This is a genomic window from Methylobacterium sp., from assembly GCF_019745455.1.
Lineage (GTDB): Bacteria > Pseudomonadota > Alphaproteobacteria > Rhizobiales > Beijerinckiaceae > Methylobacterium.
This window is the reverse complement of sequence record NZ_JAIETD010000094.1, coordinates 17181-39826: the sequence shown is the minus strand read 5'-3', so window position 1 is coordinate 39826 and position 22646 is coordinate 17181. Positions and strand designations below refer to the sequence as shown.

Genomic DNA, 22646 nt, shown 5'->3' with positions numbered 1-22646 from the left:
GAAGGTTTCACCAAGTGGAAGAAGATCGAGGTCGAATCCGACGAGGTCGAGGTCGACGACGCGATTGACGCAAACGGCGCTGACGATATGCCGGCTCTGCGACGAGAGGCGATGCTACAACTGTCCGATGGATGCCTTTGGAATGCTGGAGTCGTCGACGCATAGAGTCGACCCATAAGTGCGCGCAGAGACGCTTAGCGTATATCTGTGCCCGTTCTATGTCCTGACCCCTTCCCGACCGCACCCAGGGAGACCCACGAGACGCTGCTGGCCAAATGCCAGATGGCGGCGAGGCGCATCGCCCTCGGGCCGATCGCCAGGGAGTTGCCAGCCCGTTGGCGCGCCGCCGAGGCGCAGGGAGAGGGGTCGTACTGGCCGCGGGTGACCGATGCCGATCGGACCCTCGATTTCCGCGCGGGCGTAGAGGCGGTGCTCCGGCGGGTCCGCGCCTTCGGCACAATCGAGACCATTGCGCGGATCGGGGACAGCCGGGTCTACGTGGCGGAGGCGCACGGCTGGATCGAGAGCCACCGGCATACACCGGGGACGATCGTAAACCGCTATCGGCGCCACATCGTGGTCGCAGCGCGGGACGGCTACATCCAGGTCACGCGCTGGAGCCCGATTGCGATGGCGGATGCCGATCAACTCGGACGCTGAGGGCGGCCGTTAGGCAATAAAAAAAGCAAGGCCAAAGCCTTGCTTTTCAGGACGTGGCGCTCGTCTCAGCCTTGGATTGTCTCACGCCTTGTGGCGCGGCGGCTGAATGTTCCTCCCGAGACTCGGACCGTGCATGGCCTCTGGACGGCCGTGCAGCTAGCACGGCGGCGCTTATAGGAACAAGAATTCGCATTGTCACCCGTTTGGAGACGATCCTTTGCGTTTTTCTGCAACGAACGCGACGAACTGTCATAGCCTTGCACCGCCGGAAGCTTTGCCGACCTGATGCGCGGGACGTCGGATTCGACCGAACGACGGAGCGTTGCCCGTCTACGCTTGTGTTTTCGCAGGGCAATGTGTTGTGTGCCCCGAAGCGTTCTCCCCGCACATCAGAAGATTGTCGCCAAGGCTCGTCATGCGTCTGTCCCGCTACTTCCTGCCGACCTTGCGCGAGACGCCAAAGGAAGCGGAGATCATCTCCCATCGGCTGATGCTGCGTGCGGGTTTGATCCGCCAGGAAGCCGCCGGCATTTATGCCTGGCTGCCCCTGGGACTGCGCGTGCTCAACAAGGTCTGCACGGTGATCCGCGAGGAGCAGGACCGGGCGGGTGCCATCGAATTGCTGATGCCGACCGTGCAATCGGCCGATCTCTGGCGCGAATCCGGCCGCTATGACGCGTATGGGAAGGAGATGCTCCGCATCTCTGATCGCCATGACCGCGAGATGCTCTATGGCCCTACCGCCGAAGAGGTCATCACCGAGATCTTCCGCGGCAGTGTCAGATCCTACAAGGATCTGCCCAAGAATCTCTACCAGATCTCCTGGAAGTTCCGCGACGAGGTGCGCCCGCGCTTCGGCACAATGCGCTCGCGCGAGTTCCTGATGAAGGACGCCTATTCCTTCGACATCGATCAGGCCGGTGCCCGCCACGCCTATAATAGGATGTTCGTGGCTTACCTGCGCACCTTCGCGGGTCTCGGTCTCAAGGCGATCCCGATGCGCGCGGATACCGGCCCGATCGGCGGCGACCTCAGCCACGAATTCATCATCCTCGCGCAGACCGGCGAGAGCGAGGTGTTCTGCGACAGCACCTATCTCGATTTCGAGGTTCCACCGGTGACCACGGATTTCGAGGACGTCGCCGGCCTTCAGGGCACCGTCGACCGCTGGACCTCGCTCTATGCCGCCACCAGCGAGATGCACGAGCCGGCCGCCTTCGCCGAGGTGACCTCGGAGAAGCAGATGGCCGCCCGCGGCATCGAGGTCGGCCACATCTTCTATTTCGGCACGAAGTATTCCGACGCCATGGGCGCCAAGGTGACCGGGCCGGACGGCGTCGACCGCCCGGTCCATATGGGCTCCTACGGCATCGGCCCGAGCCGTCTTGTGGCGGCGATCATCGAAGCCTCCCACGACGAGGCCGGCATCGTCTGGCCGGACGCGGTGGCGCCCTTCGACGTAGCGCTGATCAACCTCAAGTCCGGCGACGGCGCCACCGACGCCGCCTGCGCCGAGATCAAGGCGACCTTGGAGGCCGGCGGCCTCAGCGTGCTCTACGACGACCGCGACGAGAGGCCCGGCGCCAAGTTCGCCACCGCCGACCTCATCGGCCTGCCCTGGCAGGTCATCGTCGGCCCGCGCGGGCTCGCCGAGGGCAAGGTCGAAGTCAAGCGTCGCGCCGGCGGCGGGCGCGAGACGCTGGCCCCGATCGACCTTCTTCCACGGCTGAAGCGGGTCTGATGCTGGTGCAAGGTCAGGCTGGGACGTCCAGAGTGGGTCCTCTCAGCTCTCTTCGTCCGGCGTATGCGGCGAGGGTCGCATGAGCGCCGTCGACAAGGTCGCCGCGCGGGCGAGGGATCTGAAGTCCGTATTCAAGCGCGGCAGCACGCCACCCTTCGCCGGGTTCGAGTGGATCCTCGCCGGGCGCTATCTGCGCGCGCGGCGACGCGGCGGCGGCGTCTCGGTCGTGGCCTTCTTCTCGGTGCTCGGCATCACGCTCGGCGTGGCGACGCTCATCATCGTCCTCTCGGTGATGAACGGCTTTCGCAGTGAACTCCTGTCGAAAATCGTCGGCATCAACGGCCACGTCTTCGTCACGCCAGTCGACACCGCCTTCACCGATTACGCGGACCTCGCCGACCGCCTCTCGAAGGTGGCCGGGGTTCGCTCCGCGATCCCTCTCGTCGAGGGCCAGGCCTTCGCCTCGTCGCCCTATGGCGGCAGCGGCGTCCTCGTGCGCGGCATCCGCGCCGAGGATATCGACAAGATCGGGGCGATCGCCAAGAACATCCGGGCTGGCACCCTCGCCGGGTTCGACGACGGCACCGGTGTCGCTGTCGGGCGCAGGCTCGCCGAGGCGCTCGGCCTCCAGGCCGGCGACAACATCACCCTCTCGACACCGAAAGGTGCGACGACCCCCTTCGGCACCGCGCCGCGCACCAAGGCTTACACGATCAAGGCGATTTTCGAGATCGGCATGACCGAGTTCGACGCCACCTTCGTGTTCATGCCGCTCACCGAGTCCCAGGCCTATTTCAACCGCGAGGGCGATGTCAGCCTGATCGAGGTCTATCTCGACAACGCCGATTCCGTCGCCGCCCTGCGCTCGGATCTCGAGATGGCGGCCGAGCGGCCGGTGGTGCTCACCGACTGGCGCCAGCGCAACCGCACCTTCTTCGGGGCGCTGGAGGTGGAGCGGAACGTGATGTTCCTCATCCTCAGCCTGATCGTCGTGGTCGCGACCCTCAACATCGTCTCGGGGCTGATCCTTCTGGTGCGCGACAAGTCGAGCGATATCGCGATCCTGCGCACCATGGGGGCGACGCCCGGCACGGTGATGCGGGTCTTCCTCATCAACGGCGCATTGATCGGCTTTGTCGGAACCCTCGGCGGCCTTGCGCTCGGCGTTCTCATCACCCTCAACATCAAGCCGATCCAGCGCTTCCTGTTTCCCACCGCCTGGGACCCGACCGTGCGATTCCTTGCCGAGATCCCCGCCGAGATGAATGTCGGCGAAATCACCGTCGTGGTGGTCACGGCATTCGCGCTCTCGCTGATCGCGACGCTCTATCCCTCGTGGCGCGCCGCCCGGCTCGATCCGGTGCAGGCCCTGCGCTACGGCTGAGCCGACGAGAGGATACCATCATGACACCACCCGCCGAGGCGGCCGGCGCGCAGCCGGTCCCGGCCCTGTTCTTCTCGCAGGTCCAGCGCCGCTACAGCCAGGGCACGGGCGCCCTCGAGATCCTGCGTGGGGCCGAGCTCGCCATCTGGCCAGGCGAACTCGTCGCCCTGGTGGCGCCTTCCGGCGCCGGCAAGTCGACGCTGCTTCACCTTGCCGGTCTTCTGGAGCGGCCCGATGGCGGCGAGGTCTATATCGGCGGCACGCCGACGGCGGCGATGCCGGATTCCGAGCGCACCCGGCTGCGGCGCGAGGAAATGGGCTTCGTCTACCAGTTCCACCACCTTCTCCCCGAGTTCTCGGCCGTCGAGAACGTGGTGATGCCCCAGCTCATCCGCGGCCTCTCGGGCAAGGAGGCCAAGGCCCGCGCCACCGAGCTTCTCAGCTTCCTCGGCCTCAAGGACCGCCTGATCCACCGCCCCGCCGAGCTGTCGGGCGGAGAGCAGCAGCGCGTCGCGATCGCCCGCGCCGTCGCCAACGGGCCACGACTGCTGCTCGCCGACGAGCCGACCGGCAACCTCGACCCGCACACCGCCGCCCATGTCTTCGGGATCCTGCTCTCGCTCGTGCGTGCCTCGGGCCTCGCGGCCCTCGTCGCGACGCATAACCTGGAGCTTGCCGCGCGCATGGATCGGCGGGTGACCATCCGCGATGGTCTGATCGAGCAGCTGGCCTGAAGGCTCACGGGTTATAGCGGCCTAAGTCGCCTAGGTCGTTTCACCAACGATTAACTACGTGACGCGGTCGCTCCCACGGAGCCTTTACACAGAACAAAACAAGAACAAAACTCCCTTCATCGACAAGGAGCCCACACCATGGTCAAGCGCATGATCCTCACCGGCATGGTCGAGTTCACCGCCTTCGGGCTGCTCTCGGGTGCCTTCGCGCTCTGGGCCGTCGCTTTGTCGCCGATCCGGTAGGAGCGAGGGTAGTGGCAAGGGAGGCACAGGCCTGCGCCCTTCCACAGCCAATCGGAACGCGACTGCGGTTCTTCGTAGACGGGTAACCACGACTCGGGATGCTGGTGCGATGACGCTCAAAGATCCCGGCTACGTCCATCTCCACGTCCATTCCTCGTTCTCGCTGCTCGAAGGCGCCCTGAAGGTCGGCGACCTCGTGAAGGCCGCGGCGGTCGATCGCCAGCCCGCCCTGGCGCTAACCGACACCAACAACCTCTTCGGCGCCCTCGAATTCTCCGAGAAGGCCGCCGGCCTCGGCATCCAACCGATCGCCGGCCTGCAGCTCGCCGTCGCCTTCGAGGCGCCCGATCCGATGGCGCGGGTGCTTCAGGTGCCGACAACGAATGTCGTGGTGCTGGCAAAGAGCGAGGCCGGTTACGGCAACCTCTTGCGGCTGGCGAGCAGGGCCTATTTCGACGTGCCTCTCGGCGAGCCGCCTCGGGTCTCCGCGCAGGCGCTCGGCGAATGCGGAGACGGACTGATCGCCCTGACCGGAGGCCCTTCCGGCCCCCTCGATACCGCGCTGAGGGCAGGCAGGCCTGAGCTCGCAGCCTCCCGTCTGGCGTTGCTGAAAGCGGCTTTCGGCGAGGACAACCTGTACGTCGAGATCCAGCGCCACGGCCTCGACGAGGAGCGTGCCGTCGAGCGCGAGCTCCTGCGCCTCGCCGACAGCCACGGTCTCTCGATCGTCGCCGCCAACGAGCCCTTCTTCGGCAAGGCCGACGACTACGCGGCCCACGATGCCCTGCTCGCCATCGCCGAGGGCCGCCTCGTCTCGGACGAGCGCCGCCGCCGCCTGACGCCGCGCCACGCCTTCGCCACGCGGGCGGAGATGGGCAAGCTCTTCCACGATCTGCCGGACGCCCTCGCCGCCAGCGTCGAGATCGCCATGCGCTGCGCCTACCGGGTTCGCACCCGCAAGCCGATCCTGCCGAATTTCGGCGTCATCGCCGCCGCCGACGCAGTACCGACGGGTGAGAAGGCCGCGGTGCTCGACGAACCGGCCGAGCTTCGCCGCCAGGCGCAGGCCGGTCTCGAACTCCGCCTCACCGCCCATGGGACCGCACCTGGCTTCACCGAGCAGCAATACCGCGACCGCCTCGCCTTCGAGCTCGACGTCATCGTCGGCATGAAGTTCCCGGGCTACTTCCTCATCGTCTCCGACTTCATCAAATGGGCCAAGGACCACGACATCCCGGTCGGTCCCGGCCGCGGCTCGGGCGCGGGCTCGCTCGTCGCCTACGCGCTCCTCATCACCGACCTCGACCCGCTCCGTTTCGGCCTGCTGTTCGAGCGCTTCCTCAACCCCGAGCGCGTCTCGATGCCGGATTTCGACATCGATTTCTGCGTCGAGGGCCGCGAGCGGGTGATCCAGTACGTGCAGGAGCGCTACGGCGAGGCCCAGGTCGCACAGATCATCACCTTTGGTACCCTCCAGGCCCGCGGCGTCCTGCGCGATGTCGGGCGTGTGCTGGAGATGCCTTACGGTCAGGTCGACAAGCTCACGAAGCTTGTGCCGCAGAATCCGGCGAACCCCGTGACCCTGACGCAGGCGATCGAGGGCGAGCCCAAGCTGCAGAGCGCCATGGCCGACGAGCCCATCGTCGCCGAACTTATGGGCATCGCCAAGAAGCTCGAAGGTTTGCACCGCCACGCCTCGACCCACGCCGCCGGCGTGGTGATCGGCGACCGTCCGATCGAGGCTCTGGTGCCGCTCTACCGCGATCCCAAGACCGGCATGCGGGTGACCCAGTTCAATATGAAATGGGTCGAGGCGGCGGGTCTCGTGAAGTTCGACTTCCTCGGCCTCAAGACACTGACCATGCTCCGCTGCTGCACCGATCTGCTCAAGCAGCGCGGCATCGAGGTCGACCTCGCGAGCCTGCCGCTCGACGACCCCAAGACCTACGAGCCGATGAAGCGCGGCGAGACCGTCGGCATCTTCCAGGTGGAATCGGCGGGCATGCGCAAGGCGCTCGTCGAGATGCAGGCCGACCGCTTCGAGGACATCATCGCCCTCGTCGCGCTCTACCGACCGGGCCCGATGGCGAACATCCCGGTCTATTGCGAGCGCAAACTCGGGCGCGATGCCGGCAACGAGGCGAGCTGGTACCCGCATCCGAAGCTGGAGCCGATCCTCGCCGAGACCTTCGGCATCATCGTCTATCAGGAGCAGGTGATGGAGGTGGCCAAGGTCCTGGCCGGCTATACCCTGGGCGAGGCCGACATGCTCCGCCGCGCCATGGGCAAGAAGATCAAGGCGGAGATGGATGCGCAGAGGGAGCGCTTCGTCTCAGGCTCGGTCGAAGGCGGACTGACGCCGGCCAAGGCCAACGAGATCTTCGACCTCCTGGCCAAGTTCGCCGATTACGGCTTCAACAAGAGCCACGCGGCGGCCTACGCCCTGCTGACCTACCAGACCGCCTATCTCAAGGCGAACTATCCGGTCGAGTTCCTCGCCGCCGCGATGACGCTCGACATCGATGTCACCGACAAGCTCGCCGAGTTCCGCCAGGACGCGCAGCGCCTGAAGATCACCGTCGAGCCGCCCTCGATCAACTCATCGGGCGTCGGCTTCGAGGTCCACGAGGGCCGCATCTCCTACGCCCTCGCCGCCATCAAGGGCGTCGGCCGGGCCGCGGTCGAGGCGGTCGTCACCGCCCGCGGAGATCGGCCGTTCAAGGACCTCGCCTGCCTGGCGCGCCGCCTCAACCCGCGCCTCGTCAACAAACGGACCCTGGAGAACCTCGTCGCGGCCGGCGCCCTCGACGGTCTCGAAACCGATCGCGCCAGGGCTTTCGCCGCCGTCGAGCCGATGATGAAGCTGGCGCAGGGAGCGGCCGAATCCGAGAGCACCGGCATTGTCGACATGTTCGGCGGGATCGCCGCGGCCGGGATCGAGCTGCGCGTTCCGTCCTACGAGCCCTGGCCTATGGCCGAGACTTTGAAGAAGGAATACGAGGCGGTCGGCTTCTTCCTCTCAGGCCATCCCCTCGACGAGTACGGCGAGTTGCTGACGAAGCTGCGGGTGCAGAGCTGGTCGGAATTCGGCAAGGGCGTGCGCGCGGGCACGACCAGCGTCGCCAAGGTGGCCGCCTCCGTCCTCGACCGTTTCGAGCGCCGGACCAAGAACGGCAACAAGCTCGGCATCGTCACCCTGTCCGACCAGACCGGGCATTTCGAGGCGATCATCTTTCAGGAGGGCCTGAACCAGTTTCGCGAGCTCTTGGAGCCGGGCCGTCCGCTCGTCCTGCAGCTACAAGCCAACCTCGAAGGTGAGGACGTCCGCGCGCGCATTCTGACGGCCGAGCCGTTGGACGAGGCCGTGGCACGCTACCAGAAGGGCATGCGCGTCTACCTGCGCGACGAGCGCCCGATCGGTGGCGTGCAGCAGCGTCTCCAGGTCCGCGGCGAGGGCGAAGTTTCGCTGATCCTCATCCTCGACGGCGGCGAACGCGAGGTCGAGGTCAAGCTGCCCGGAAGGTACCAGGCGACGCCTCAGATCGCCGGCGCGATCCGGGCGGTCCCGGGGGTGGTGCAGGTCGAGGTGAACTGAGGGGCGACGCCATGTGATTGGCGCCTGACCCGCTCGGCCAGGTGCGTCCCCTCTCCCTTGCGGGGAAGGGGTCTTGGTGGGGTGTCTGGGTGACCCCCGGCCCGCGGGGACGGCGGAACCATCCCCACCGCCTTGCTCTCCCCGGAAGGGAAAGGTGATCTCATCCGGCTAGGACAGGCCCATGCGATCAGGTCGAAGTCCTGTCAGGAATTGCCTCTGTTCCCCAGAGACTCCAACTCCGAAAACGGTTCCGTCCGGTGCCCCTCACAAACCTCCGGCTCTTCATCGACGATCTTGAGCACGCCGCCATCGTCCCGGATCACCGCCTTCGGACGTTCGCCCTTCCCGAAGGTCCGGCCTTTCATGCGGGTGGAGACGCAGTAGAGCGTTCGGCCACCGTCCTCGAAAGGGCCGGAGATGCGGCTTTTCTCGAAGCGAACCGGGATGATGGAGATCGCGCCGAAATCCGATTGCCGCAGGGCAAGGGCCGCCACTCGCTCGCGTAGTGTGCTCGTTGCGCTGCGCGGCGGTTCGGCGCCGCGTGTGCAGCCGGCAAGTGCCAGAGGAAGCGCCAGGATTGTCGCCAGAACCCGCCGTCGCATCATGCCCTCGCCATCCGGTCGGGCAGCGTAGGCGATCACAGCTTTTACGTGAACTGAAATCTCATATGCAACTCAAGACCGAGCCGTGCCGCTCACAAAAAAGCGGCGGTCCTGAGCGACCGCCGCCTTCTTTGGATCAACCGATGGAGACGATCCTCAGTGCGCCACCACTGTCGCGCCGTCATCGTCAGCCACAACCGGCTTGACCACCGGCAGCGGCTCGTCCCATTCGATCGGCTCGGGCACCCGTACCAGCGCATGCTTCAGCACTTGGTCCATCCGCGAGACCGGGATGATCTCCAGCCCGTTCTTCACGCTGTCCGGTACCTCGGCGATGTCCTTGGCGTTCTCCTCCGGAATCAGCACCGTCTTGATACCGCCCCGCAGAGCCGCCAGAAGCTTCTCCTTGAGACCTCCGATCGGCAGCACACGGCCGCGCAGGGTCACCTCGCCGGTCATCGCCACGTCGCGGCGAACCGCAATGCCCGTGAGCGTCGAGATGATGGCGGTCGCCATGCCGATGCCGGCGGACGGACCGTCCTTCGGGGTCGCGCCTTCGGGAACGTGGACGTGGATGTCGCGGCGGTCGAACAACGGCGGCTCGATGCCGAAATCGACGGCTCGAGACCGGACATACGAAGCCGCTGCCGAGATCGATTCCTTCATCACGTCGCGTAGGTTGCCCGTCACGGTCATCTTGCCCTTGCCGGGCATCATGACGCCTTCGATCGTAAGCAACTCGCCGCCGACCTCGGTCCATGCGAGGCCTGTGACAAGGCCGACCTGATCCTCCGCGTCGATCTCGCCATAGCGGAACTTCGGCGGACCGAGGAAGACCGGCAGGGTCTCTTCGGTGACAGCGACCGACTTCACCTTGGTGATGAGGATCTCCTTCACCGCCTTCCGGATCAGGTTCGACAGCTCACGTTCGAGGTTACGGACGCCCGCCTCCCGCGTGTAGCGGCGGATGAGCATCAGCAGCGCGTCTTCGTCGATCTGCCACTCCTTGGCGGCGAGACCGTGCTTCTTCAGCGCGTTCGGGATCAGGTGCTTGCGCCCGATCTCGGCTTTCTCCTCTTCGGTGTAGCCGGCGATGCGGATCACCTCCATGCGATCCATCAGGGGAGCGGGGATGTTGAGCGTGTTCGCCGTCGTCACGAACATCACGTTCGACAGGTCGTAATCGACCTCGAGGTAATGGTCATTGAAGGTCGAGTTCTGCTCAGGATCCAGCACCTCGAGGAGCGCCGCTGACGGATCGCCACGGAAGTCCATGCCCATCTTGTCGATCTCGTCGAGCAGGATGAGCGGGTTCGAGGTCTTGGCCTTACGCATCGACTGAACGATCTTGCCGGGCATCGAGCCGATATAAGTCCTGCGGTGCCCGCGGATCTCGGCCTCGTCACGCACGCCGCCGAGCGACATGCGCACGAACTCGCGGCCCGTCGCCTTGGCGATCGACTTGCCGAGCGAGGTCTTGCCGACACCGGGAGGTCCGACGAGGCAGAGGATCGGTCCGGTGAGCTTGTTCGCCCGCTGCTGCACGGCAAGGTATTCGACGATCCGCTCCTTGACCTTGTCGAGACCGAAATGGTCGTCGTCGAGCATGACCTGGGCGCCGAGAAGATCCTTCTTGATCTTCGAGCGCTTGCCCCATGGAATACCGAGCATCCAATCGAGGTAGTTGCGTACCACGGTCGCCTCGGCCGACATCGGCGACATCTGACGGAGCTTCTTAAGCTCGGCCATCGCCTTCTCGCGGGCTTCCTTGGTAAACTTGGTCTTCTCGATCTTTTCCTCGATTTCGGCGAGCTCGTCCTTGCCGTCCTCGTCGCCGAGCTCCTTCTGGATCGCCTTCATCTGCTCGTTGAGGTAGTACTCGCGCTGGGTCTTCTCCATCTGCCGCTTGACGCGGGTCCGGATGCGCTTCTCCACCTGCAGGACGGAGATCTCGCTCTCCATCAGCGACAGTACGCGCTCGAGGCGCTGCGCCACGGTGGGGATCTCAAGGATCGCCTGCTTGTCGGCGATCTTGACTGCAAGGTGCGAGCCCACCGTGTCGGCGAGCTTCGAGGGCTCGTCGATCTGAGTGACCGCGGAGACAACCTCAGGCGAGATCTTCTTGTTGAGCTTCACGTAATTCTCGAATTCCGAGATTACGGAGCGGGCCAGCGCCTCGGCCTCGACACGGTCGCCGAGTTCGTCGGTAAGGGTCTCGGCCTCGGCCTCGTAATAGGCATCGGACTTCGCAAAGCGGGTAATCTGCGCGCGGCCAGCACCCTCGACCAGCACCTTCACGGTGCCGTCCGGAAGCTTCAGGAGCTGCAGCACGCTGGCAAGGGTGCCGATCTTGTAGATCGCGTCCGTCGCCGGATCGTCATCGCTGGCGTTGATCTGGGTGGCGAGCAAGATGTGACGGTCGGTCCGAACCGCCTCTTCGAGAGCACGGATGGACTTCTCGCGCCCGACGAAGAGCGGGACGATCATGTGCGGGAACACCACGATGTCACGCAGGGGCAGGACGGCGTAGGAGCCCGTCGAGCCCGGGACGACCGGCTGGCGCGATTTCGATTGAGTCATGTCGGACTTCCTCATGATTGACGCCGGGCAGTCGCCTCTCGAGGCGAGCAGGCATTCTGCCAGGGGCCGACCGGGCCGCGAATGGGTCGGAAGCAAAAAAAGCTGTGCGGCTGGCAGCGCGGCACCGGACCCCAGGAGGCGGGCATTCGGCCATCGCGCTTGGAGTTTAAGTGGCCGCCGCACCGCGCTTTTTCAAGCGGTGCGGCGTGCGCTGCGGTCCCCGTTTCGTCACGGGCTCCGGCGATGAGGAACTCAGGCGCTGACGCTGGCCGGAGCTTCCTTGTTGCGGTCGCCATGGATGTAGAGCGGCCGAGACTTGCCGTCGACGACCTCCGGGCCGATCACAACCTGCTCGACCGACTCTAGGCCTGGCAGGTCGTACATCGTCTCAAGCAGGATGGTCTCCAGGATGGAGCGAAGGCCGCGGGCGCCTGTCTTCCGCTCGATAGCCTTGCGGGCGACCATGGAGAGCGCCTCGTCCTGGAAGGTGAGATCGACGTTCTCCATCTCGAACAGGCGCTGGTACTGCTTGACCAGGGCGTTTTTCGGCTCCTGCAGGATGCGCTTGAGCGCAGTCTCGTCGAGATCCTCCAGCGTCGCCAGGACGGGCAGACGTCCAACGAACTCGGGGATGAGGCCGAACTTCAGCAGATCCTCGGGCTCGACGTTGCGGAAAATCTCGCCGGTGCGGCGGTCGTCCGGAGCCTGGACAGTGGCGCCGAAGCCGATCGAGGTGCCCTTGCCGCGAGCCGAGATGATCCGCTCCAGCCCGGCGAAGGCGCCGCCGCAGATGAACAGGATGTTCGTCGTGTCGACCTGCAGGAATTCCTGCTGCGGGTGCTTGCGGCCGCCCTGCGGAGGCACGGATGCGACGGTGCCTTCCATGATCTTCAGGAGCGCCTGCTGCACGCCCTCGCCCGACACGTCGCGGGTAATCGAGGGATTGTCGGACTTGCGGCTGATCTTGTCGATCTCGTCGATGTAGACGATGCCGCGCTGCGCTCGCTCGACATTGTAATCAGAGGCCTGGAGCAGCTTCAGGATGATGTTCTCGACATCCTCGCCGACATAGCCTGCTTCAGTGAGCGTCGTCGCGTCGGCCATCGTGAAAGGCACGTCGAGGATGCGGGCGAGCGTCTGTGCAAGCAGCGTCTTGCCCGAACCCGTCGGCCCGATCAGCATGATGTTGGACTTCGCGAGCTCGACGTCGTTGTGCTTCGACGCATGAGCGAGACGCTTGTAGTGGTTATGGACCGCGACGGAGAGGACCTTCTTCGCGAAGTCCTGGCCGATGACGTAGTCGTCGAGGACGCGACGAATCTCCTTCGGCGTCGGCACGCCGTCGCGCGACTTCACGAGAGAAGACTTCGACTCCTCGCGGATGATGTCCATGCACAGTTCGACGCACTCGTCGCAGATGAACACCGTCGGGCCCGCGATCAGCTTGCGGACCTCGTGCTGGCTCTTGCCGCAAAACGAGCAGTACAGCGTGCTCTTCGAGTCGTTGCCGCCAGTCTTGCTCATATCGGTCTCCGATTCGCGCACCTGCCGCCAACCTCGGGCAGACAGGCATCGCTCAGATTTAATGGCATCCGCCTAAAGAAACAGTCACCTGCGCGCTTGTGACGAACCCTCTCAGACTCGTGATGCAAGCACGCTGCCGCGGCGGGATCAAGGCGGAACGCTTGGGTCCCGTCGCGGCAAAGGATTGCAGCCCTGTGCTCAGGCGGCCGCAGGCTCGGGGCGCTTCTGGATGACCTCGTCGATAAGGCCGAACTCCTTGGCGGCATCGGCCGTCATGAAGTTGTCGCGCTCGAGCGCCTGGACGATGGTGTCGTAGTCGCGGCCGGTATGCTTCACATAGATCTCGTTGAGGCGCTTTTTGAGGGCCTCGATCTCGCGGGCATGGATCAGAATGTCGGTGGCTTGGCCCTGGAAGCCGCCTGACGGCTGGTGGACCATGATGCGAGCATTCGGCAGGGCGAAGCGGTGGCCCGGCTCGCCGGCGGTGAGGAGGAGCGAGCCCATCGAGGCGGCCTGGCCGACGCAGAGCGTCGTCACCGGGCAGCGGATGAACTGCATCGTGTCGTAGATCGAGAGGCCCGAGGTCACCACGCCGCCGGGCGAGTTGATGTAGAAGGAGATTTCCTTCTTGGGGTTCTCGGCTTCGAGGAACAGAAGCTGCGCGACGATGAGCGAGGCGCCATAATCCTCGACCGGGCCGGTCAGGAAGATGATGCGCTCGCGCAGGAGGCGGGAGTAAATGTCGAAGGCCCGCTCGCCGCGGCTCGACTGCTCCACCACCATGGGCACGAGCGCGCTGTTATAATAATCGACCGGATCTCTCATCATCGTGCCCAGGCTCCCAAGGGAATCCGGTTGCGCCCTTCGAGTGGCGCAAACCGGACATGCAGCAAACGACGGCGACCGTTAAGGACGCCTCACTCAAAATTCGCCCGCTGCCCCTTTTCGTCGGAGAGCGTCGGGCTCAACCCGCCGCGTCGGCGGCTTGCTTGGTCTCGCCGGACGCGGTCTCGTCCGGCTTATTGGCATCGTCATCCTCGTCGGCGAACAGGGTCTCCTTGGAGACCGGCTCCTCGACGAGCTTGACCTGGGCGAGGACGTGGTCGACGACCTTCTCCTCGAACAGCGGCGCCCGAAGTTCGGCGAGCGCCTGCGCATTCTTCCGATAGAAGTCCCAGACCTGCTGCTCTTGACCCGGATATTGCCGGACGCGCGCGATCAGGGCCTGGTTCACCTCCTCGTCGGTCACCTTGATATCGGCGGTCTCACCGACCTGCGCAAGCACCAAGCCGAGACGCACCCGGCGTTCGGCAATGCGGCGGTACTCTTCCTGCGCCTTCTCCTCGGTGGTGCCCTCGTCCTCGAAGGTCTTTCCGCGGGTCTTGAGGTCCTGCTCGACCTGGGCCCAGACGGCGGCAAATTCCTGGTGAACCAGGCTCGGCGGCAGGTCGAAGTCGTACTTGCCGTCGAGTGCGTCCAAGAGTCCCTTCTTGAGCTTGCGCCGGGATTGCGCCTCGAAATCGCCGCCGAGCGCGGTCGAGACCGCCTCCTTCAGCTTGTCGAGCGATTCCATGCCGAAGCCCTTGGCGAGCTCGTCGTCGATCGCGACCTCCCCGGGAGCCTGGATCGCCGTCACGGTGACATCGAACTCGGCGTCCTTTCCGGCGAGGTGCTCGGCACCGTACTCGGCCGGGAAGGTCGACTTGACGACGCGCTGCTCACCGACCTTGGCGCCGACGAGCTGGTCCTCGAAGCCGGGGATGAAGGTGCCCGAACCGAGTTCGAGATCGACACCCTCGCCCTTGCCGCCCTCGAACTCGGTGCCGTCGATGCGGCCGACGAAATCGATGGTCACGCGGTCGCCGCTCTCGGCGGTGGCATCCTCCGCCTTCGGCGTGAACGAGCGGTTCTGCGCCGCCATGCGGGTGATCGCCTCGTCCACCTCGGCTTCGGTCGGCGTGACGACCTGCTTCGTCAGGCTGACGTCGGAGAGGTCGGCGAGCTCGAAGTTCGGGAGCACTTCCAGAGCGACGTTGATCGCGATGTCGCCCTTGGCGTCGAGCGCCCGCTCGACCACCGACTGTTCGCCGGGGAACTCGATCTTGGGCTCAAGGGCGAGCTTCAGGTTGTTGTCGGCGACGATCTTCTGGTTCGCCTCGTTGACGGCGTTCTGGAGCACGTCGGCCATCACGGAGCGGCCATAGAGCTTGCGCAGATGCGCCACCGGCACCTTGCCGGGGCGGAAGCCCTTGATCTGCGCCTTGTCCTTGAGGGTGGACAATTCGCTGGTCAGGCGATCCTCGAGTTCCTGGGCTGCGAAGAGTACCTGAAACTCGCGCTTCAGACCCTGGGAGAGTGTCTCGGTCACCTGCATGGTCGTCTTTCCGCTGTCGTCCGTATGATCACGCGAATCGGTTCGTCGGCCCGCGACCGGTCAGGTCGCTGGAAGGCCATGGCCTGCGAGAAACGCACGGGCCGAGGTCACGCCTACGACGGTAGGCCCGGCCGGCCATCGCTGTGAGCCATTCCGTTCCCGAAGGCGGGGCTGGTGCGGGCGGAGGGGCTCGAACCCCCACGACTCTCGTCACTGGAACCTAAATCCAGCGCGTCTACCAGTTCCGCCACGCCCGCAAGCGTCCACGCCCGGCGCGCATCCCGCCGCCAGAGCGCGGCTCTATAGCACGCACGATCCCGCCCGCATCAAAAAACTTGAGGCCTAAGGCAGCTTAGGGCTCGCTTGGCGGAAGGCAGCGGCGGCGTCTACAAGCCGTCCGCCGACCAAAGCCTCAGAGGACGTGATGCCGGAACATCGAGAAGACCGTCAGCACCGCGGCCCGAATGTCGGCCCATCGCGGCGGACGGTGCTCGGCGCCGCCAGCCTCGCGCTGCTGCCCGGTATTGCCGAGGCTCAGAATGCGCCCCCAAAGGCGGCCACGCCTCCCGCGCCAGCGCCCCAACCGGAGGCGCGAAGCCTCGTAGCCGGGCCCGCGACCACGCGCTTCAAGCCGGAGCCCGCGCCGCAGACCGCGCTCTGGTCATTCGACGGCAAGACGCAGCCTCCCGTCCTTCGCCTCAAGCAGGGCGAGACGCTTCGCCTGCGAGTCGAGAATAAGACCGAGCGGCCGCTTTCGCTGCACTGGCACGGGGTCCGCAACAAGAACAGCATGGACGGCGTCGGCGGCGTCACCCAGGCGCCGATCGCGCCCGGCGCCGACTTCACCTACGAGTTCACACCGCCGGATGCGGGGACCTTCCTGATCCGGCCGCTCGTCGTCGGCGGGTCGAGCGAGCCCTCGGGCCGCGGTCTCGCCGGGCTCCTCGTCGTCGAGGAGAAGGTGCCTCCCACCCTCGACGGCGACCTCACCCTCCTGATGCAGGATTGGCGGCTCGACGATCAGGGCGCCCTCCTGCCTTTCGGGCAGGTCCCCTTCGCCGCCAGCTCCGGCAGGCTCGGGAATATCGTCTCCGTCAACGGCCGGGTCGTCCCCGAGGCGATCGAGGCGAAGCCGAATGCGCGCCTGCGCCTCAGGCTCGCCAATGGCTGCAATGCCCGCGCGACGCGCATCCGTTTCGACGGGCTCAAGGTTTACGTCGTCGCCGTCGACGGCCAGCCGACCGACACGTTTGAGCCTTTGCGCGCCACCCTGCCCTTCGGCCCTGGCACCCGCTACGACCTCCTCGTCGATCTGCCGACTTCCGCCGTGAACGGCGCCATCACGGCCCTTATCGGCGAGGGGCTGCCGCTCGCGACCATCACGACCAAGGGCGAGCCCGGGAGCGCGACCCGGCCGCCGATCGGCCCGGTGGGCGTCAACAGGCTGCTGCCGCCAGAGGTCAAGCTGCAGAACGCGGTCCGCCGGGAGATCACGATCACCGGCGGTGCCAAACTCGACAAGTCGAAGCCCGAGATCGAGCCGGCCTATTCAGGCGATCCCACCAAAATCTGGGCGATGAACGGAATAAGCGGCGGCGCGGGCCTTGCTCCCTCCTTCACGGTCAAGCGCGGCCAGGTCGTGGTTCTGGCGCTCAAGAACGAAACCGCCTTCATGCAGGGGCTGCACCTGCACGGGCACGCGTTCCGCCTCCTGCACAACCTCGACGACGGCTGGGAGCCCTACTGGCTCGATACCTTCCAGCTTCCGGAAGGCCGCACGGCCCGGATCGCATTCCTCGCCGACAATCCCGGCCGTTGGCTGATCAGCTCGGCGGTGCTCGAGCGGTTCGATACCGGCCTGTGGACCTCGTTCGAGGTGACCTGAGAGACCGCGCCCGCCGCCGGCCTCAACCAACGAGATCGCGCAGCACGGCGGGCATCGTCTCCGGCAGATCCTCCGCGGTCAGCCCGGGCCCGAAGCGATGGCCCGCATCGCCGTGCATCCAGACCGCCGCGCAGGCAGCCTCGAACGGCGCCATTCCCTGCGCCAGCAGGCCGGCGACGAGGCCGGCGAGCACGTCGCCGGAGCCTGCCGTCGCGAGGTAGGGAGTACCGTGAACGTTGATCGCGGCGCGGCCGTCGGGAGCGGCGATGACGGTGTCGGCGCCCTTCAGAACGACGACCGCGCCGATCAGTCCGGCAGCGCGGCGGGCACGTTCGAGTTTGCCGTGAGCTGGGTCCTCCGCCTCGGTTCCGGCGAAGAGGCGGCTGAACTCGCCTTCGTGCGGGGTCAGCACGGCCGAGCCGCCGCCATCGGCGATATGAGCCGCCAGCAAGGCCGCCTGTCCCTTGAAGCTCGTCAGCGCGTCGGCGTCGAGCACGAGGCAGCGTCCGGCCTGGGCGGCGACAGCCACTAGGTCGCGGGTGGCATCGCCGGTGCCGAGGCCGGGGCCGGCCAGGATGGCGTTGAGGCGTTCATCGGCGAGGAGGTCGTCGAGGTCGTCCGCCGTTTCGCAGGGACGAAGCATGATGGCGGTCAGATGGGCGGCGTTCTCGGCCAGGGCCGATGTGGGCGATGCCATCGAGACGAGGCCGGCGCCGACGCGAAGTGCCGCCCGAGCCGCCATGCGAGCCGCCCCCGTCTTGTAGGCCGGCCCCGACAGGACCACTACATGGCCGCGGGTAAATTTATGGCTGGCCTCGCCCGGCCTCGGTAGATCCTTGCCCCACCAGTCAGGGCCGTTGCGCAGGATCGCCGGGCCGGTTGCACCCAGCCCAGCGTCGAGGGATTCCGGCCCCGTGCCGATGTCGACGACGTGGAGGCGCCCGAGATGGGATCGCCCCGGCAGGAGAAGATGACCGGGCTTTGCCGCCACGAAGGTCACCGTCTCCGTGGCGCGCATGGTGGCTCCGCGGACGGCGCCGGTATCCCCGTCGATGCCGCTGGGAACATCGACCGAGAGGATCGGCACCCTCGCCGCCTCGGCCCTCGCGATCGCCTGCGCCGCAACGCCGTCGAGGTCGCGTGAGAGGCCAGCTCCGAACAGCGCATCGATGATGAGCGTAAAGCCCGACCAATCGCCGGCCTCGTCCAGGGGAGCCGCGTCGCCGGACCATGCGGCGGCGGCGAGGGCCGCATCGCCCTTGAGCAATGAGCGATCTCCGAGGAGGCGCAGGGACACCGGATAGCCGGCCTCGACCAGTTCCTGCGCGGCGATGAAGCCGTCGCCGCCGTTATTGCCGGGGCCGCACAGAACGAGGATCTCGCCGCCCTCGCCCGCCATGATCTCGGCGCGGGCCGCGACCGCGGTGCCGGCCCGGCGCATCAGGGCGAAGCCGGTGGTGCCGCGGGCTATGGCCTCGGCATCGACGGCTCTCATTCCCGCTACGGTGACCAGACGCCCGTCGCTCATCCCGGCTCCCGATCCTTGCGCTCGCGGGACGAACGCCCCTGCCTACGAAATGCTCTGCCCGCCGCAGCGTGCCGTAACGATTTGCATCCTTTGCACAGTCAGCGAGCTATTTTGCGCCAATCACCCAGGAAACGCCGTGGCGGAGGGGGAAGTGCGGTGCTAGAAAATGCTGTGACGTCACATGGTAGGTCAGGCCCCTTCGGCATGAAGAAGATCGAAGCGATCATCAAGCCCTTCAAGCTCGACGAGGTGAAGGAGGCCCTCCAGGAGGTCGGCCTCCAGGGTATCACCGTGATCGAGGCCAAGGGCTTCGGCCGCCAGAAGGGTCATACAGAGCTCTATCGCGGCGCCGAATACGTGGTCGATTTTCTGCCGAAGGTGAAGCTCGAGATCGTGCTCTCCGACGCACTCGTCGAGGGCGCCGTGGAGGCGATCCGGAAGTCGGCCCAGACCGGACGCATCGGTGACGGCAAGATCTTCGTCTCGACCATCGAGGAAGCGATCCGCATCCGCACCGGCGAGACCGGCGGCGACGCGATCTGACTTATACGGCAAGCCTTTGGGGGCTTGCGCAAACCGACGCCCTCATCAAGAACGCACGAGCCGGCCGCAAGGCTCTGGCCTTCAGGAGGCCCGCTCGGCGTCATCGTCGCGTCGGCTGTTTTCCTGTAGACGACCCTTCGACCGCCGGCTGCAGCGACGGCTCGGCGGAACAACCACGGCTGAATGCCGAGACAGCCAAGGAGGCATCAAGGGATGGCTAAGACTGCTGCCGAAGTCCTCAAGGACATCAGGGACAACGACGTCAAATACGTGGACTTCCGGTTCACCGATCCGCGCGGGAAGTGGCAGCACGTCACCTTCGACGTCTCGCTCGTCGACGACGAGATCTTCAGCGAGGGCACGATGTTCGACGGCTCGTCGATCGCCGGCTGGAAGGCGATCAACGAATCCGACATGCTGCTGATGCCGGACCCGGCCACCGCCTGCATGGACCCATTCTTCTCCGCCTCCACCATGTCGATCGTCTGCGACGTGCTCGAGCCGGCCAGCGGCGAGCCCTACGCCCGCGATCCGCGCGGCATCGCCAAGAAGGCCGAGGCCTATCTGAAATCCACCGGCATCGGCGACACCGTCTATGTCGGCCCCGAAGCCGAGTTCTTCGTGTTCGACGACGTGAAGTTCGGCGCCGATCCCTACCATACCGGTTTCCAGCTCGATTCGGTCGAACTGCCGACGAACGGCTTCACCGATTACGAGGGCGGCAACCTCGGCCACCGCGTGCAGACCAAGGGCGGCTACTTCCCCGTGCCGCCGCAGGATTCGGCGCAGGACATGCGCGGCGAGATGCTGGCCGCGATGCAGTCCATGGGCGTCAAGGTCGAGAAGCATCACCACGAGGTGGCGAGCGCCCAGCACGAGCTCGGCATGAAGTTCGACACGCTGACCCTGCTCGCCGACCACATGCAGATCTACAAGTACTGCATCCACAACGTCGCCCAGAGCTACGGCAAGACCGCGACGTTCATGCCCAAGCCCGTCTACGGCGACAACGGCTCGGGAATGCACGTCCACCAGTCGATCTGGAAGGACGGCAAGCCGCTCTTTGCCGGCAACAAATACGCCGACCTGAGCCAGGAATGCCTCTGGTACATCGGCGGCATCATCCGCCACGCCAAGGCGCTCAACGCCTTCACCAACCCCTCGACGAACTCCTACAAGCGCCTGGTGCCGGGCTACGAGGCGCCCGTGCTGCTCGCCTATTCGGCGCGCAACCGCTCGGCCTCCTGCCGCATCCCGTGGACCAACAACCCGAAGGCCAAGCGCGTCGAGGTCCGCTTCCCCGATCCGATGGCGAACCCCTACCTCGCCTTCTCGGCGCTCCTCATGGCCGGCCTCGACGGCATCGTGAACAAGATTGATCCTGGCGCGGCCATGGACAAGGACCTCTACGACCTGCCCCCGCGGGAGCTGAAGAAGATCCCGACCGTCTGCGGCAGCCTGCGTGAGGCGCTCGCCAACCTCGACAAGGACCGCGCCTTCCTCAAGGCCGGCGGCGTCTTCAACGACGACGTCATCGACTCGTTCATCGAGCTGAAGATGACCGAGGTGATGCGCTACGAGATGACCCCGCACCCGGTCGAATTCACGATGTACTACTCGCTGTAAGGCGGGGCCGGGCACGACGCCCGGACCCGTTGGCATCAGTGACGACGCGACCCGAGCGCCGAGGCCTCCAATGAGGCCCCGGCGCTTTCGTTCGACGGGACCGAAGCCCCTTGATCATCAGAAATTAGTCCTATATAGGATTATTAACTGATCTTGTGTCGATGGGAGTCCGCATGTCGCTGTCGCGTGAGACGACCATGAGCCATATCCGGTGGCAACTCGATGCCATGCGGGTGAGTCTCGCCTTCATCCGCGTCGATCTTGCCCTGCGTGGATACAATCCCAATCAGCCGCGTGTGCCGGCGGGGAGTTCCGAGGGCGGACGGTGGACAGAGGGGGATAGCGGCAATGATGCCGTTTCGAGTCCTTCCGACCTGCCGACTCGATTTGTTCAGTTCGATCCAGGGCAAGGTCGATCAATCGACCTCCGCGAGGAAGAGGCACGCGGCGGACATGCGCTTCGTGAACATGTCGGCAAGACGGATGAAGAGCTGCTGGCGCGCGTTCGAGCCAGCAAGCTTACCTTCCCTGTCGTGATTTTCGGGCTCAGGCGAGATGGTTCATTCGAGTCCATTGAGTCCGCGAACGACTTCGTCAATCGTACCCTTGAGGAAAATGCTTCGGAAGTTGCTCTTGTTGCTTCTGGAAAAGAGAAAAAAGCCTTTCTGAAAACTCGTTTCGGCTACAAAACCGGTAGAGAGGCTTACACGGCCGGGCGCCTAGATCCCTACATGCGCAATACGTATGGGGTTGGAGTCTATATTCTGCATGATCCTCACGGAAAAAATGGATTTCGCGTTTATACCGCATACCCTCGAAATGATGGAGATTGATGTGCAGCCGTCCCCCGAATTTAAGAAATTTGGCCAATGGTTCCTGCAGGATATCGATCGGATCGCTCCCACACTTGAAGAAATGTACGAGTTCGTCTTAGAACCTTTTAAAGGTGAAGAACGTGTTCGTCTGCGCGAATTCATCGATCGTGCTCTTCAAGAAGGGGTTTCCGACGAGGAGTTGGAACGGCTCTGGAACTCCGTCGATGCGGATATCTACTTCCACACCGCAAAGGGCCTGCGGACAATGCTGGAGGGAGCGCGTGATCGACTGTGAGCGTTCCGAATCCGGCTGAGTTCTACGATTGATCCGGAGATGAGGCGATCCACGTCGTGGTACGCAAGAAGCACAACGAACCCGTGCTGCCATGCGAGTTCATCACGTTGGGCGAGCGCCTGTACCAGGGCTTTGACGACGACATCGACACGACCGAAGCCTTTATCGATCACTTGGCCGGAGAGTTCTCTAAGGAGAAGGCGACAAATCTCAGGGCTTCTCTGGGTTCTATCGCGGAATCCGCACAGGCCGATGAACTACTGCGGATGTGGAACAGTGTCGCGAGCGATTATTACTTCCACGACGGCGAAGAGGTCCGCCGATTGCTCAGCATGGTCCGCGACAAGCTCGGCCAGGGGCGTATGCGACCCGGCTGGCGGCCGGTTGGCGAGCGCAGGAATCACGGCCGGGTCGTCCAGGCGCCGGGCCGGCCAAAACGCTGGTAAGTACATGCTCGATGCGCCGCCGATGACCAGATGGGGCAAGCTGATCGGCCTCGCGCCGTTTCGACGGAACA

The 22646-nt window shown here is 65.2% G+C and carries 16 protein-coding genes, 1 tRNA gene and 1 pseudogene; 11 read left to right on the top strand and 7 right to left on the bottom strand.

Going from position 1 to position 22646, the window contains the following annotated elements; genetic code table 11:
- Positions 1–249: 249 nt before the first annotated feature.
- The 5 genes and pseudogenes from K2Y56_RS18195 to dnaE all read left to right on the top strand — a co-directional run.
- Positions 250–660 (top strand): annotated as a pseudogene (locus tag K2Y56_RS18195) (formyl transferase); the annotation flags it as partial.
- Between the two features lie 415 nt (positions 661–1075).
- The gene (proS, locus tag K2Y56_RS18190) at positions 1076–2401 is read left to right on the top strand and encodes a proline--tRNA ligase (RefSeq protein WP_292510689.1); all 1326 of its coding nucleotides are present in this window, start codon (positions 1076–1078) and stop codon (positions 2399–2401) included.
- Positions 2402–2480: 79 nt separating this feature from the next.
- The gene (locus K2Y56_RS18185; protein WP_292510686.1) at positions 2481–3785 is read left to right on the top strand and encodes a lipoprotein-releasing ABC transporter permease subunit; all 1305 of its coding nucleotides are present in this window, start codon (positions 2481–2483) and stop codon (positions 3783–3785) included.
- A gap of 20 nt (positions 3786–3805) precedes the next feature.
- Complete coding sequence (locus K2Y56_RS18180) at positions 3806–4519, top strand: ABC transporter ATP-binding protein (protein ID WP_292510684.1); 714 nt, start codon at positions 3806–3808, stop codon at positions 4517–4519.
- Positions 4520–4871: 352 nt separating this feature from the next.
- Positions 4872–8357 (top strand): DNA polymerase III subunit alpha, encoded by a 3486-nt coding sequence (dnaE, locus tag K2Y56_RS18175; RefSeq protein WP_292510681.1) that lies wholly within the window; start codon positions 4872–4874, stop codon positions 8355–8357.
- A gap of 203 nt (positions 8358–8560) precedes the next feature.
- On the opposite strand, the gene K2Y56_RS18170 is transcribed toward dnaE, so the two are convergent.
- From K2Y56_RS18170 to K2Y56_RS18145, 6 genes are all read right to left on the bottom strand, one after another.
- Positions 8561–8962, bottom strand: a complete 402-nt coding sequence (locus K2Y56_RS18170; protein ID WP_292510678.1) for a hypothetical protein — start codon at positions 8960–8962, stop codon at positions 8561–8563.
- Between the two features lie 153 nt (positions 8963–9115).
- Complete coding sequence (gene lon, locus K2Y56_RS18165; protein ID WP_292510675.1) at positions 9116–11539, bottom strand: endopeptidase La; 2424 nt, start codon at positions 11537–11539, stop codon at positions 9116–9118.
- A 252-nt stretch (positions 11540–11791) separates the two neighbouring features.
- Complete coding sequence (clpX, locus tag K2Y56_RS18160) at positions 11792–13063, bottom strand: ATP-dependent Clp protease ATP-binding subunit ClpX (protein ID WP_056097220.1); 1272 nt, start codon at positions 13061–13063, stop codon at positions 11792–11794.
- A gap of 198 nt (positions 13064–13261) precedes the next feature.
- Complete coding sequence (locus K2Y56_RS18155) at positions 13262–13888, bottom strand: ATP-dependent Clp protease proteolytic subunit (RefSeq protein ID WP_026176059.1); 627 nt, start codon at positions 13886–13888, stop codon at positions 13262–13264.
- A 139-nt stretch (positions 13889–14027) separates the two neighbouring features.
- Positions 14028–15437: a trigger factor gene (gene tig / locus K2Y56_RS18150; protein WP_292510668.1), complete on the bottom strand. Its 1410-nt coding sequence runs from the start codon at positions 15435–15437 to the stop codon at positions 14028–14030.
- A 172-nt stretch (positions 15438–15609) separates the two neighbouring features.
- Positions 15610–15694, bottom strand: a tRNA-Leu gene (locus K2Y56_RS18145).
- Positions 15695–15861: 167 nt separating this feature from the next.
- Between K2Y56_RS18145 and K2Y56_RS18140 the strand changes: the two genes are divergently transcribed.
- Positions 15862–17322 (top strand): multicopper oxidase family protein, encoded by a 1461-nt coding sequence (locus tag K2Y56_RS18140; RefSeq protein WP_292510664.1) that lies wholly within the window; start codon positions 15862–15864, stop codon positions 17320–17322.
- A gap of 22 nt (positions 17323–17344) precedes the next feature.
- Here K2Y56_RS18140 and K2Y56_RS18135 read toward each other — a convergent pair whose 3' ends face one another.
- A complete protein-coding gene (locus K2Y56_RS18135; RefSeq protein WP_292510661.1) occupies positions 17345–18850 on the bottom strand; it encodes an NAD(P)H-hydrate dehydratase in 1506 nt (501 codons plus the stop codon).
- 204 nt (positions 18851–19054) lie between these two features.
- Between K2Y56_RS18135 and K2Y56_RS18130 the strand changes: the two genes are divergently transcribed.
- The 5 genes from K2Y56_RS18130 (at position 19055) to K2Y56_RS18110 (ending at position 22575) form a co-directional block, all read left to right on the top strand.
- Positions 19055–19393 (top strand): P-II family nitrogen regulator, encoded by a 339-nt coding sequence (locus K2Y56_RS18130; RefSeq protein WP_292510658.1) that lies wholly within the window; start codon positions 19055–19057, stop codon positions 19391–19393.
- 213 nt (positions 19394–19606) lie between these two features.
- The gene (gene glnA / locus K2Y56_RS18125) at positions 19607–21019 is read left to right on the top strand and encodes a type I glutamate--ammonia ligase (protein WP_292510655.1); all 1413 of its coding nucleotides are present in this window, start codon (positions 19607–19609) and stop codon (positions 21017–21019) included.
- Between the two features lie 173 nt (positions 21020–21192).
- Complete coding sequence (locus tag K2Y56_RS18120; protein ID WP_292510652.1) at positions 21193–21852, top strand: RNase A-like domain-containing protein; 660 nt, start codon at positions 21193–21195, stop codon at positions 21850–21852.
- A gap of 1 nt (position 21853) precedes the next feature.
- Entirely contained in the window at positions 21854–22129 is a 276-nt protein-coding gene (locus K2Y56_RS18115; protein ID WP_292510650.1) for a hypothetical protein, read from the top strand.
- A gap of 56 nt (positions 22130–22185) precedes the next feature.
- A complete protein-coding gene (locus K2Y56_RS18110) occupies positions 22186–22575 on the top strand; it encodes a hypothetical protein (protein ID WP_292510647.1) in 390 nt (129 codons plus the stop codon).
- Positions 22576–22646 lie beyond the last annotated feature (71 nt).